Source organism: Streptomyces sp. NRRL S-646, from assembly GCF_000720765.1.
Taxonomy (GTDB): Bacteria; Actinomycetota; Actinomycetes; order Streptomycetales; family Streptomycetaceae; genus Streptomyces.
This window is the reverse complement of the sequence record NZ_JODC01000047.1, coordinates 1-13774: the sequence shown is the minus strand read 5'-3', so window position 1 is coordinate 13774 and position 13774 is coordinate 1. Positions and strand designations below refer to the sequence as shown.

The 13774-nt window shown below is 72.1% G+C and carries 9 protein-coding genes; 1 reads left to right on the top strand and 8 read right to left on the bottom strand.

The window, feature by feature from the left end:
• Both IH68_RS0148370 and IH68_RS0148365 read right to left on the bottom strand, forming a co-directional pair.
• Positions 1–1791: type I polyketide synthase (locus IH68_RS0148370; RefSeq protein ID WP_199932019.1), on the bottom strand; the 1791-nt coding region annotated here is incomplete at its 3' end.
• A gap of 134 nt (positions 1792–1925) precedes the next feature.
• Complete coding sequence (locus IH68_RS0148365) at positions 1926–3275, bottom strand: cytochrome P450 (RefSeq protein ID WP_078912958.1); 1350 nt, start codon at positions 3273–3275, stop codon at positions 1926–1928.
• Between the two features lie 339 nt (positions 3276–3614).
• On the opposite strand from IH68_RS0148365, the gene IH68_RS52250 reads away from it, so the two are divergent.
• Complete coding sequence (locus IH68_RS52250) at positions 3615–4391, top strand: VC0807 family protein (protein ID WP_051834153.1); 777 nt, start codon at positions 3615–3617, stop codon at positions 4389–4391.
• Between the two features lie 191 nt (positions 4392–4582).
• Here IH68_RS52250 and IH68_RS0148355 read toward each other — a convergent pair whose 3' ends face one another.
• The 6 genes from IH68_RS0148355 to IH68_RS0148330 all read right to left on the bottom strand — a co-directional run.
• Complete coding sequence (locus tag IH68_RS0148355) at positions 4583–5803, bottom strand: NAD(P)/FAD-dependent oxidoreductase (protein ID WP_030950101.1); 1221 nt, start codon at positions 5801–5803, stop codon at positions 4583–4585.
• A complete protein-coding gene (gene rfbB, locus IH68_RS0148350) occupies positions 5800–6813 on the bottom strand; it encodes a dTDP-glucose 4,6-dehydratase (protein WP_030950100.1) in 1014 nt (337 codons plus the stop codon). Before rfbB ends, IH68_RS0148355 begins: the two co-directional genes overlap by 4 nt.
• Positions 6810–7877: a glucose-1-phosphate thymidylyltransferase gene (locus IH68_RS0148345; RefSeq protein WP_030950098.1), complete on the bottom strand. Its 1068-nt coding sequence runs from the start codon at positions 7875–7877 to the stop codon at positions 6810–6812. The genes rfbB and IH68_RS0148345 overlap by 4 nt, the downstream gene beginning before the upstream one ends.
• A 46-nt stretch (positions 7878–7923) precedes the next feature.
• Entirely contained in the window at positions 7924–8118 is a 195-nt protein-coding gene (locus IH68_RS0148340; RefSeq protein WP_030950096.1) for a ferredoxin, read from the bottom strand.
• 91 nt (positions 8119–8209) lie between these two features.
• Complete coding sequence (locus IH68_RS0148335; RefSeq protein ID WP_234341851.1) at positions 8210–9460, bottom strand: activator-dependent family glycosyltransferase; 1251 nt, start codon at positions 9458–9460, stop codon at positions 8210–8212.
• Positions 9457–13774: SDR family NAD(P)-dependent oxidoreductase (locus IH68_RS0148330; RefSeq protein WP_051834152.1), on the bottom strand; the 4318-nt coding region annotated here is incomplete at its 5' end. The genes IH68_RS0148335 and IH68_RS0148330, both read right to left, overlap by 4 nt.

Sequence of the window (13774 nt, the reverse complement as noted above, 5' to 3'; positions counted from 1 at the left end):
CACATCGGCCACACCCTGCACCAGCCCAGCCGCCGGAACACCCGCCACCAGCGACTCCAGACCCCGCAGCAACTCCGTGCCGTCGTCGGCCAGCAGCACGGCGCGGTGTTCGAAGCGGGTCCTGGTCTCGGCGAGCGAGTAGGCGATGTCGGCAGGGGCGAGGCCGGGGTCGGCGTCGAGGTGGGACAGCAGGCGCTCCGCCTGGGCCCGTAGGGCTTTCGGGGTGCGGGCGGACAGGATCCACGGCAGCGGGCCGTGGTCGGCGCGCGGTGCTGGCCCGGCGGTCGAAGCCCGGCCGGCGACGGGGGCGGCCGCCGGGCTCCCGGCGAGGTCGGCCGGGCCGCTGGCCGGGTCGGTCCATTCGGCCAGCACCACATGGCAGTTGGTGCCGCCCATGCCGAAGGAACTGACGCCGGCCAGCCGTGGCCGGTCGTCGTGCGGCCAGGGTCGGGGAGTGGTCGGGACCCGCAGGTTGAGGGTGTCCAGAGGGATCGCGGGGTTGGGGGTCTCGAAGTTGAGGCCTGGGGGGATCTGCCGATGGCTCAGGGACAGAACCGTCTTGAGGAGACCGGCGATTCCGGCCGCGCCTTCCAGGTGGCCGATGTTGGTCTTGACCGAGCCGACGAGCAGAGGTGAGCCGTCGGGGCGGGTGCGGCCGATAACAGTTCCGAGGGCTGCGGCCTCGATGGGGTCGCCGAGCTTGGTGCCGGTGCCGTGCAGCTCGACGTACTGGACGTCGGCGGGGTTCACGCCGGCCTCGCGGTAGGCCAGGCGCAGGACTTCCTCCTGGCCTTCGCGCAGGGGTGCCGTCAGGCCGTCGCCGCCGCCGTCGTTGTTCATGGCGCTGCCGCGGATCACGCAGTGGATCCGGTCGCCGTCGGCCAGGGCGCGGGCCAGCGGCTTGAGGACGACGAGTCCGCCGCCCTCGCCCCGTACGTAACCGTTGGCGCGGGCGTCGAAGGTGTGGCAGCGGCCGTCCGGGGAGAGGGCGCCGAGCCCGGCGGAGGCGCGGGCGCTGTCGGGGGCGAGGACGAGGTTGACGCCGCCGGCCAGGGCGATTTCGGATTCTCCGCGGCGCAGGCTTTCGCACGCCATGTGTACGGCGACCAAGGAGGAGGACTGGCCGGTGTCCACGGTGAGGCTGGGTCCGCGCAGGCCGAGGACGTAGGAGAGGCGGTTGGCGATGATGCCGCGGTTGAGTCCGCTGAGGGTGTGCCGGCCGACGGCCTCGGAGCCGAGGCGGCGGACGAGGGAGGCGTAGTCGTCCCAGATGGCGCCGACGAAGACACCGGTGCGGCTGCCGTGCAGCCGGGCGGGGACGATGGCTGCCTGTTCCAGGGCCTCCCAGCCGAGTTCGAGGACCAGGCGCTGCTGGGGGTCCATGGCCGCGGCCTCACGGGGTGAGATGCCGAAGAAGCCGGGATCGAAGCGGTCGACGTGGTCGAGGTAGCCGCCGCGGCCGATGGTGCCACCAGCGGTCGGGTCGGCGTCGGCGAGGGTGTCCCGGCGGTCCTCGGGGGTTTCCGTGACGGCTTCTTCGCCCTGGATCAGCAGGCGCCAGAAAGCGGCGGGGTCGGGGGCCTGCGGAAAACGGCAGGAAATTCCCACGACCGCTATCGCATTCCCGGCCGTCGGCTCGTGTGCCACGTTCCTGCCCGCCGTCGCGTTTTCCGCATTCCCGGCCGCCGTCGCGTTTTCCTCGTACGACGGAAGGAATTCCGGCGCGTTTTCCCGTGCCTGTGCGTCTTCTGGCAACACGGCCACTGCCTCCGCCCTACGGATCCAGCTCATTTTCTGGCCGCGCGTTCCGGCCGGATCCGACTGCCGCGCGATGTTTTCATACTGATGGCTGCCTGCGGGCCAGTCCCGCAGGCAGCTCGTGGTCTAGGGAGACTTCTACTTGTTCGGCCCTGGTCAGGGGACCGTCAGCGCCTGCGGTGCGCGACCATGTCGATGCCGCCGCGGGGCTGGAGGGTGAAGTCGCTGGTGACCCGGGTCGGGGGATCGCCGACCGGTTCGAACTCCCAGTGCCGGCTGAGGGTGGCCAGGGCCATGACGCCTTCCATCTGTGCGAAGACGTTGCCGATGCACTGGCGGGGCCCGGCACCGAAGGGGAGGTAGGCCAGTTTGGGGCGGCCGGGGGCCTTGGCGTGACCGGCGAGCGGGTCGGACGGGTCGGGCTCCGACAGAAAGCGCTGGGGGGCGAACCGTTCCGGCTCGGGCCACCAGGTGGCGTCGCGGTGCAGGACGTACGGGCTGACCATGAGGACGCTGTTGCGCGGGATGTGGTACCCGTTGGCGGTGTAGTCCTCCAGCGCGCGCCGGACGAGGACCCAGGCCGGTGGGTACAGGCGCAGCGCCTCGGAGTACACGGCGTCGGTGAACTTGAGGCGGGGCAGGTCCTCGACGGTGGGCAGCCGGTCCCCGAGGACCTCGTCGATCTCGGCGTGCAGCCTCTCGCGGACCTCGGGATGGGTGCCGAGCAGGTAGTACGCCCAGGTCAGCGAGCCGGAGGAGGTTTCGTGGCCGGCCATCAGCAAAGTCATGGCCTCGTCGCGCAGTTCCAGGTCGGTGAGGTGTTCACCGGTGTCCGCGTCGGTGACGGTGAGCAGCACGGACAGCAGGTCGTCGCCGTCGCCGGAGCCCTTGCGCCGCTCGTCGATCATGCCGTAGACGATGTCGTCGACGGCTTTCAGGCCTCGCTTGAACTGGCGGTTGGCGGGCAGCGGCAGGCGCAGCAGGATCTTCCCGAACGGACTCAGTTCCCAGCGCAGCGGGCCGCCTTCGCGCGGGAAGGCGGTGCGGATGCGGTCCGCGGCCTCGCTTTCGAGGGAGACGTCGAAGAGGGTGCGGGTGACCATGCCGAGGGCCAGCTCGTACATGGCCTCATGGAAGTTGAACCGCTCGCCCTCGTTGAAGTTCGACGAGGCCTCGTCGGCGATGGAGGCGAACGCGGAGCCGTATCCGGCGATGCGCCGGCGGTGGAAGACGGGCTGGATGAGCCGGCGCTGTCGGCGGTGGTAGGTGCCGACGCTGGTCACCAGGCCCTTGCCCAGGATGCGTTCGAGGCTGGAGCCCCAGTCGTCGGGGCCGGGGCCGGTCTTCTGGGCGTCCTTGTCGAAGCGACGACTGGAGGCGATGATGACGTCCTGCACGACGTCGAAATCAGCGATGAGGAAAGCGGATGTCTTTCCCATGGGGACACGGACCAACGGCCCGTGTTTGTCCCGGAGTCCGGACAGATAACGCGGGACGTTTCTGATGACCTCGCGCATCTCCTTGAGTCGCAGGGGACCCGGAGTGGGTATGGATTCGGTCGGCGCAGGCGACTCGGGGATTGTCTGAACGTCGGTCACAGATGTCTCCTGTGTCTCCTGGATCAGCGGAGGTTGACTGACTGGCGGCCGACGCTAGCACCGAGCGGGCGGCGGGCAGTGAACCGTCGTCGAGTTCTAGGGAATTCCAAAGTGTTGGGCCGATGCGCTCCCCCCGCCCCGCGTCCACGGGGGTGGGCGCACGTAGGCTGGCGCCTGGCGGCCCGCCCTGACGTTCAGCGGTTGACGTGGGGGTGACCGGGCAATCGTTCCGTACGGCCCCCCACGGACGGAGTACGCATGACCAGCGGCGAAAGCACCTTGCCGGACCAGCCCTCCAACAGCCCTGTGCGCGGCCCTGACGGAGAGGGACGGGCCGCCCGCGACTCGCCCGGCTCCGATTCCGGGCCGCCCTTCCTGCTGACCGTGCTGATCGACTTCGGCATCCCGATCGGCCTGTACTACGGGCTGACGGCGGCCGGGGTGAGCGATGTGATCGCTTTGACGGCGGGGGCCGTGGTTCCCGCGGTGGCGACGCTGGTGCGGTTCGCCAGGACGCGGCGGCTGGATGTGCTGGGCGTCTTCGTGACGACGATGATGGTGCTCAGCATCGTCGTCACGGTGGTCGGAGGCAGTGCGCGGCTGCTGCTGGTGCGGGACGGCTGGCTGACGGCCGTGGCCGGGCTGGGCTTCCTGGTGTCGCTGCGGGGAAGGCGTCCGCTGGCGTTCGGGTTCTCACGGAAGCTTCTGGAGCGGCGTGCCGCGGGCGGCCGGGACTGGGACGAGTTGTGGGAGGAGGTCCCGCGCTTCCGGCGGATCTGGCAGGTCACCACGGTGATCTGGGGCATCGGGTTGCTGGTGGACTCGGGAATCCGCACGCTGATGGCGTACACGCTGCCGGTGCACGTGGTGCCGGCGCTCAACGGCGCCCAGTACGGCGTCTTCACGCTGCTGATGCTGGTGATCGTCAACATCTACCACTCGCGCGCCGGCCTCTGGCCGATCCTGATGCCGGAGCTGAACGATGCGACGTCCGGCGACGGTGAGGACGCCGGTTCCGGCCGCGACCGCGGCTGAGCCCGGGGAACGCCGGGCAGCCGGCCCACCGGCCCGCACTTCACGCTTCGGGTGCGCTGACCACCGCTGCGCACGTCGGCCGCGCACAGCCGGCGTCCGTCACGTTACCCGCCACAACCCGCCCCGGCCGGTCAGAGGTTGACGGCGACAGCACCGTGCACAGCGGCCCCATCCGTGCCGTTGCCCACGCCTCACGCCTCAACCACGCCGCCCGCCACGACCAGCTCCGGCCGATCCGCCCACGCCACCCCGCTCTCCACCAGCGGCCTCAACTGCTGGGCGGCGCGGGGCAGGTTGACCGCGACGGCGCCGCGGACGCGGCCCTCGGTGCCGTAGACGGCGGTGAACTTTCGCTCGGCGGGGCTGCCTTCGACGATGTGGTACCGGTCGGCTCCGCCGACCTCCCCGAATACCTGGATCCTCAGGTCGTGCTGGTCCGTCCAGAAGTACGGGAGCGGTGTGAAGGGCCGGGCGCCGGTGCCGGCGAGCAGGCTGCGGGCGGCGGCGACGGCCTGTTCGGTGGCGTGGGTGCGGTGTTCCAGCCGGCGTAGTCGCCCGGTGTGCGCGTCGGGTCGGCGCGCTACGTCGCCCGCGGCCCATACTCCGGGCTGGGCCGCGCACAGCGCGTCGCAGACGACGCCGTCGTCGACCGGCACGTCGCTGCCGTGCAGCCACTCGGTGTTGGTGAGCGAGCCGGCCGCGACCAGCACCACATCCGCGGGCAGCAGCGTCCCGTCGGCCAGTCGTACGCCGGTGACGGCGCCGCCCGCGCCCTCGACGCCGCTCGCTCGGCCCTGCCTGAGGCGCAGCCCGAGATCGCGGTGGACGGCGGCGACAAGACCAGCCGCCTGCGGCCCGATGAGGTCGAGGAGCGGGATGGGCCCGGGGCCGACCAGGGTGACGTCGGCGCCCAGTCCGCGGGCGGCGACGGCCGCCTCGGTGCCGAGCAGTCCGGCCCCGGCCACGACCAGACGCGGCCCCCGGGCCAGGGCCTCGCGCAGGCCGAGTGCGTCGTCGAGGGTGCGCAGCACATGGACGCCGCGCAGGCCGTCGGCGCCGGGCAGCAGTCGGGGCCGTACGCCGGTCGCGATGACGACGGCGTCGGCGTGCAGCCGGGTGCCGTCGGCGAGTTCGACGGCGCGGGCGGTGCGGTCCAGCCGGGCGGCGGGGGTGCCCAGGCGCAGGTCGATGCGGAGGCGTTCGTAGGCGTCGGGCCCGCGCAGCCTGATCCGCTCCGGCTCCCAGTGGCCGGAGAGGATCTGCTTGGACAGGGGCGGCCGGTCGTAGGGCGGGTGCCGTTCGGCGCCGACCAGGGTGAGGCGGCCCTCGTATCCCTGTCTGCGGAGGGTCTCCGCGGTGGTGACGCCGGCGGCGCCCGCGCCGACGACGACGATCTCGTTCAGGCTGGTCAACGGGTCACCTCTGCGGTCTGTTTCAGCGGCTCCCACCAGGCTCGGTGCTCCCGGTACCAGGCGACGGTCTCGGCCAGGCCGGTGGCGAAGTCCTTGCGCGGCCGGTAGCCGAGCTCGTCGCGGATCTTGGACCAGTCGACGCGGTAGCGGCGGTCGTGGCCCTTGCGGTCCGCGACGTACTCGATACGGTCCGGACCGGCGCCGCAGGCTTCGAGCAGCAGGTCGGTGAGGTCGCGGTTGGTCAGTTCCGTGCCGCCGCCGATGTTGTAGACCTCGCCGGGGCGGCCGCCGGTGCGGACCAGTTCGATGCCCTGTACATGGTCGTCGATGTGCAGCCAGTCACGGACGTTGCCGCCGTCCCCGTACAGCGGGACCCTGCCGCCGTCGAGGAGGTTGGTGACGAACAGCGGGATGACCTTCTCCGGGTACTGGTGGTGTCCGTAGTTGTTGGAGCACCGGGTCACCCGTACGTCCAGGCCGTGGGTGCGGTGGTAGGCCAGGGCCAGCAGGTCGGAGGAGGCCTTGGAGGCGGAGTAGGGGGAGTTGGGGTTCGGCGGGGACTCCTCCGTCCAGGCTCCGGTGTCGATGGAGCCGTACACCTCGTCGGTGGAGACATGCACGAAGGTGCGGATGCCGTGGCGCAGGGCCACGTCGAGGAGGGTCTGGGTGCCCAGGACGTTGGTGCGGACGAACTCGGCGGAGCTGAGGATCGAACGGTCCACGTGGGACTCGGCGGCGAAGTGCACCACCTCGTCGTGGCGGGCCATGAGGTCGTCGACGAGTTCCCGGTCGCAGATGTCGCCTTTGACGAAGGCGAACGCGGGATGGTCGCGGACCTGGTCCAGGTTGGCCGGGTTGCCGGCGTAGGTGAGACTGTCCAGGACGGTGACGGACACGCCGGCCGGACCGCCGGGGCCGAGGAGAGTCCTCACGTGGTGCGAGCCGATGAAACCGGCGCCACCGGTGACCAGGACGCGGGTGGCCTCTGCGGCGGGGGTCGGACGGGTCATGAGGAGATCTCCACGCGCCCGTGGTCGCCGATGACCAGCCGGTGGGCGGTGGGCACCCGGGGGCCGAGGGAGACACGCACGTTGCGGCCGACGAGCGAGCGCTCCACCCGGCGGACGCCGTGGAAGGCGGACTCCCTCAGGACGATGGAGAACTCGATTTCGCTGTTGCTGATGACGCAGTCCTGCGCGATGGACGTCGACGGCCCGATGTAGGAGTCCTCGACGAGGGTGCCGGGGCCTATGATCGCGGGCCCGACGATGCGTGAGCCGCGGATGACGGCTCCGGCGTCGATGTGCACCCTGCCGACGATCTCGCTGTTCTCGTCGACGTCGCCGTCGACCCGGTACTCGATCAGGTCCAGCACTCTGCGGTTGACGTCGAGGATGTCCGCGGCGTTGCCGGTGTCCTTCCAGTATCCGGTGATCACCGTGGTGCGTACGTCCCGGTCGCGCTCCAGCAGCCACTGGAGGGCGTCGGTGATCTCGAGTTCGCCGCGCGGGGAGGGGCCGATGGCGCGCACCGCCTCGTGGATCGCCGGGCTGAAGAGGTACACGCCGGCCATCGCCAGGTTGCTGCGGGGCTGCTCGGGCTTCTCCTCCAGCCGCAGCAGCCGCCCTGTGTCGTCGAGTTCGGCGATGCCGAAGGCGGACGGGTTGGCCACCCGGGTGAGCAGCAGCTGGGCGTCCGGGCGCTCCTTGCGGAACTCGTCGACGGAGTCGCTGATGCCGCCGAAGACGAAGATGTCCCCCAGGAACATCACGAAGTCGTCGTCGCCGAGGAAGTCCCGGGCGATGAGCACGGCGTGGGCCAGCCCCAGCGGGGCCTCCTGGCGGAGGTAGGTGACGTCGAGCCCGAAGCCGGAGCCGTCACCGACGGCCTGCCGGATCTCGTTCTCCGTGTCGCCGACCACGATCGCGACATCGGTGATGCCCGCGTCGGCGATCGCCTCCAGGCCGTAGAAGAGGATGGGCTTGTTGGCGACTGGCACCAACTGCTTCGCCGAGGTGTGGGTGATCGGCCGCAGCCGGGTTCCCGCACCTCCCGAGAGCACAAGAGCCTTCACGGTTTCCATCCCGCCTAACTGGTGTCGTCGGTGAGCAGGCCGGCCGTCAGGACTGGATCTCGATGGCGCCGGAGGGGCAGATCAACTCCGCCTCGCTCACACCGGCTCGCAGGTCCTCGGGCGGCTCGGGCTGAAGCAGCTCCACGAGGCCGTCCTCGTGGTTCTGCTCGAAGACGTCGGCGGCGGCCAGCACGCACTGACCTGCTCCGACACAGCGCTCGCGGTCCACGTTGATCTTCATGGGTGTTGTCCTGTTCGTGTGGTTGAGCTGGTGTCAGGAATGGATGTCGGGCATGGGATCTCAGGGGTGGGACGTCAGTAATCGGGGCGGGTCAGCTGACCTCCGCCAGTCGCTCCAGGGACCGCACCACGTCCTGCGGGCTCGGCATCGCCTCGCACTCGGAGCGCACCCGCCGGGCCGCCTCGCAGAACTCCGGCTGCCCGGTGAGCCGCCGGATGTGGTCACGGACCGTCTCCCCGGTCGCGTCCCGGTGGTGCAGATGGACGCCCGCACCCGCGCGTTCGAGCGCCTGCCCGCGCAGTTCGTGGTCCGAGACCAGGGTGGAGAGCACCAGTTGGGGCACTCCGGCGGCCATGGCGGTGGCGAAGCTGCCGTAGCCGCCGTGGTGGATGACGGCCGAGCAGCTCGGCAGCAGCGTGTGCAGCGCCACCGAGTCCACGGCTCGGACGTTGTCGGGGACGGCCGTGAGCTTCTCCCGCTGCGCGGGCAGCAAGGCGGCCACCACCTCCAGGTCCTCGTCGGCCAGGGCGTCGAGGATCTCCGGCACGGAGACGTAGTCGCCGCCGTAGTCCTCGGTGTTGGAGGCGCCCAGACTGAGGCAGACCCGCGGCCGCTTCGGCGTCTCGCGCAGCCAGTCCCACACCACGGCACGGCCGTTGTACGGGACGTGCCGCATCGGCAGTTCGGGCGAGGCCGTGGGGACCGACAGGGACGCGGGCAGGGTGCTGATGGTGGCCTGGCCGTGCAGCATCTCCTCGTCGCAGGAGAAACCGAACGGTTCCGACCTGGCCGCCAGCCATGCGGCGAGCGGATCCACCCGCTCGGCCTCGGGCTGCTCCCGCATCAGCTCCAGATACGTCTGCCGGGTCCGGCCCCACACGTCGGCGCACCACATCAGGCGTACGTGGGCGGCCCCGCTGACACGGGCGGCGACGGCACCGGCGTACGCCAGCGGGTCCCGGACCACCAGATCGGGCCGCCAGCTCTGCGCGAAGGACGCGAGGTCGTCGATCATGGAGTCGTTGTAGACGGCGAACGCGTAGGGGACGCTCAGCTCGTAGCGCTCCTTCAGCTCCGCCCAGTCCACGTCGGCGCGTTCGCAGCGGCTCCAGTTGGCGGTCCGGTAGTCCTGCGACTCCCGGTAGGCGGACATGTCCCGGTGGATGCCGTGGTCGCTGCCGACGGGGACGGCGGTGAGCCCGGCGCGGGTGATCGTCTCGGTAGCCATCGGCTGGCTCGCCACGCGGACGTCGTGGCCGGCCGCGGTGAGCGCCCACGCCAGCGGGGCCATCAGGTAGAGATGGGATTTCTCGGACAGGGATACGAACAGGACCCGCATCATGCTCCCTCGGTTCGGTCGGCCGACTGCCGGCCGGCGGTGTACGGCGGCAGGGCCGCGTCGATCCAGGTGGTGAGGGCGCCCGCGGTGGTGGCGGCGTGGGACTCCATCATCGTGAAGTGGTTGCCGGGCACATCGACCACGCTGCCCGCGCCGTCCCAGGAGCTCTGCCACTCCCCCGGCTCCAGCGGTCCCTCCTCGGCCACGGTGACCGGCGGCTCGCTGGGCCGCACCAGCAGCACCGGCGCGGACAACTCGCCCGGATCCCATGCGCCGATCATGCGGATGTACCAGCTCATCGCGGACAGCCGGTCGGCGTCCATGTGCGCGAACATCGACTCCCGGTCGAACATCCCGCCCAGCATCTCGGCCGAGAAGCGGGTGAACGGCGAGTCCTCGCGCGGCATGTAGGTGTCGAGCAGCGCCACGCCGAGCGGCGGATGCCCGGACTTCTCCAGATGCCGGGCGGCGGCGAGGGCCAGAATGCCGCCGGAGGAGGACCCGGTGAGGACGAACGGCCTGCCGTCCGCGCACCGCAGCACCCACTCGGCCTGTGTCCTGGCCACCGCGTCCAGCGAGGCGGGCAACGGCTCACCGCGCCCGAAGCCGGGTGTGGGCAGCGCCCATACGTCCCGCCGGCCGCGGAAGGTGGAGGCGAACCGCGCGTACTGGTGCACACCGGCCAGCGCCACATACGAGCTGAAGCAGATCAGCGGGGCTCCCTCGGTCCCGGCGGCCAGCCGCAGCCCGGCCGGACCGGTCACCTCGCCCGGGGACTCGAACACCGGCCGCAGCTCGGCGACCGCCTGGAGCAGGGCGAAGCCTTCGTCGATACGGCCCTGTTCGCAGGCGGTGCGGAACAGGGCGCCCACGCTGTCCTCCGGGCGGGCGGGCGGCCGCGCCGACTCGTCGCCGGGCCCGGCGGCGCCCGGAGCGTCCGTACCCGCCGAATCGTCCCCGGCGAACCGCTCGGCCAGATCCGCGGCGAGCTCCTGCGGGGTGTCACGGTCGAAGACGAGAGTCGCGGGCAGTCCCAGGCCGGTCAGGGAGCCGAGCCGGTTGCGCAGTTCCACCGCGGTCAGCGAGTCGAAGCCGAGTTCCGCGAAGTGCCGGTCGGGCAGGACCTCGTCGGCCGAGTCGTGGCCGAGGACGGCGGCGACCTGGTCCCGGACCGCCTCCAGCAGCACCGCGAGCCGTTCCGCCCCGCCGAGTCCCGCCAGCCGTCGGGCCAGTGACCGCCCGCCGTCGGCCGGCGCGCCCACGGCCACCGCCCGCCGCGTCGCGGTGCGCGAGGGGGCGGCCGGGGACTGCCGGGCGACGGCGACCACAGCCGCCTCGGGCGCGCCGAGAGCCGCGTCGAACAGGGCGAGGCCCGCTTCGGTGGTCAGCGGCAGCATGCCGCCACGGGCCATCCGCTCCCGGTCGGTGGCGGTGAGCCCGGCGGTCATACCGCTCGCGGCCGCCCACAGGCCCCAGGCGATCGAGGTGGCCGCCAGACCGCGTGCCCGGCGGTGGTGGGCCAGCCCGTCGAGGAAGGCGTTGGCCGCCGCATAGGCGCCCTGGCCGGCCGCGCCGAACGTGCCCGCGGCCGAGGAGAACAGGACGAACGCCGACAGGTCCTGCCCCTGCGTCAGCCGGTCCAGATGCCAGGCGGCGTCCGCCTTCGGTCGCAGTACGCCGTCGACCTGGTCGTCGGTCAGCGAGGTCAGCGTCGCATCGTCGACGACCCCGGCGACATGCACGACGCCGGTCAGCGGATGCTCCCCGGGAACGTGGGCGAGCAGCTCCTCCAGCTGGTCCGGGTCGGCGACGTCGCAGGCGACGAGCGTTACCTCGGCACCGTGCGCGGCCAACTCGGCGACCAGGGCGTCGGCCCCCGGCGCGTCTCCGCCCCGCCGGGACGCCAGCAGCAGTCGGCGCGCCCCGTGCGCGGTGACCAAGTGGCGGGCCACGAGGGTGCCGAGGGCTCCCGTGGCGCCGGTGACGAGGACGGTGCGGTCGGGGTCGAAGGGGACCGCGGGAGCCGGATCCTGTGCCGCGAGGTGGGGCACCAGCATTGCGCCGTCGCGTACGGCGGCCTGTGGATGGGCGGCGGCGACCGCGGCCGGAACGGCGCGCAGGGCTCCGTCGTCACCGGACGCGGTGGCCGCGTCGAGGTCGAGGAGCTGTACCCGGCCGGGGTGTTCGGCCTGGGCGGACCGGGCGAGCCCCCACAGCGCGGCGGCGGCGAGGTCGTCCACGTCCTCCGCTTCGGCGGCGGCGAGCGCTCCACGGGTGACCAGGACCAGCCGTGAGTCGGCGAACCGGTCGTCGCCGACCCAGTGCCGAAGCAGGTTCACGCCCGTGGCCAGCAGTTCCCTGGTGGCCACGGGGGCGGGCATGCCGGGGGCGGCGCAGGTCGTGAGGACGACCTTGGGTGCGGCGGTTCCGGTGTCGACGGCCGCCGCGAGCGAGGCGAGATCGGCGTAGCACTCCAGGTGCACACCGGCCGCGTCCAGTGCCTCGGCGACACCTCCGTCGCCCTCCCCGATCAGCGCCCAGCGCACGGTTTCGGGGGCCGGGGCGGCGGGCTGCGGCTCGGCGCGCCGCCAGCGCTGGACCAGCAGGGACGACGGAGCGTCCGCCGCTTCAGCGTCCGGCGAGTCGGGGATCTGTCCGGCGGCCACCCTGCGCAGCACCAGGCCGTCCGCCGTCGCCACCGGACGGCCGTCGGGGTCGGCGACGGACACCGTGTACTCGTCCGGACGTCCGGTGGGCGCCAGGTGGACGCGCAGCGCGCTCGCCCCGGTCGCGTGGAGGGAGACGCCGTTCCAGGCGAAGGGGAGGGTCGCCGTGGCCGCTTCGTCCTCCCCGGCTCCCAAGGCCCGGACGAGCAGGGTCTGCACGGCGGCGTCCAGCAGGGCGGGGTGCAGCCCGTAGCGGGCCGCCTCGGCACGGTGGTCCTCCGGCAGCTCCACCTCCGCGAACAGGTCCCGGTCCCGCCGCCAGACGCGGCCCAGTCCCCGGAACGCCGGCCCGTAGGTGAACCCTCCTGTGGCGAACCGCTCGTACCAGTCGTCCTCCTCCCCCACCGCGCCGGGTACGACCGGCACGGCACCCGGGGGCGGCCAGGCACTCGCGTCCGGCGGCACGGTTCCCGGCTCCTCGGCGAGCAGTCCCTGCGCATGGCGGGTCCAGAGCCGGTCGGCAGCGGCGTCGGCGGCCCGCGAGTGCACGCCGAACGGCCGCCGCCCGGCCTCGTCCGGCCCGCCGAGGGACAGTTGGAGCTGCACGGCGCCGCGCTCGGGCAGCACCAGCGGGGTCTCCAGGGTCAGCTCGGCGACGTGGCCGAGGCCGACCTGGTCACCGGCGTGCACGGCCAGTTCCAGGTAGGCGGTGGCGGGCAGGATGGTCCGGCCCAGCACACTGTGATCGGCGAGCCACGGATGGGTGCGCGTCGACAGCCGCCCGCTGAGCACCAGCCCGCCGGTGTCGGCGACCTGCACGGCCGCCGACAGCAGCGGGTGCTCGGCACGCTCCAGTCCGGCGGCCGTCACATCACCTGGCTGCGCGGAGGCGTCCAGCCAGTAACGACGTCGCTGGAAGGCGTAGGTGGGCAGCAACACCGGTGCGGTACCGGGGAGTTGTGCCGTCCAGTCGACGGGAACTCCGTCGACGTGCAGCAGGGCCACCGCGGCGAGGAGAGCGGGTGCCTCGGGGCGGTCCTTGCGCAGGGCCGGTACGAGCAGTGCCTCGTCCGCGTCGTCGAGGGAGGCCTGGGCGAGGGCGGTGAGGGCGGTGTCGGGGCCGAGTTCGAGATAGCGGCCGATGCGCATTTCGGTGAGGGTGCGAACGGCGTCGCCGTAGCGGACCGTCTGACGCACGTGGCCGACCCAGTAGTCCGGCGACATCAGCTCGTCGGCGGTGGCCGCCTTGCCGGTCACCGTGGAGACGAGCGACAGCTTCGGCCGCTCGTACGTCAGGCTCTCGGTGACCTTGCGGAAGTCCGCGAGCATCGGCTCCATCAGCGGGGAGTGGAAGGCATGGCTGACCCGCAGAGATGTGGTCTTGCGGCCCTCAGCGCGGAAGTGCGCGGCCACCTCCTCCACGGCGTCCGCGGTGCCCGCGATCACCACCGACTGCGGGCCGTTGACCGCGGCGATTCCCATCTCGTCGGTGAGGAGCGGCAGAAGTTCGTCCTCGGTGGCCTGTACGGCGACCATCGCGCCGCCGGCCGGGAGCGCCTGCATCAACCGGCCCCGCGCCACCACCAGACGGCACGCGTCCGCCAGCGACCACACCCCCGCCACATGCGCCGCAGCGATCTCACCGATGGAG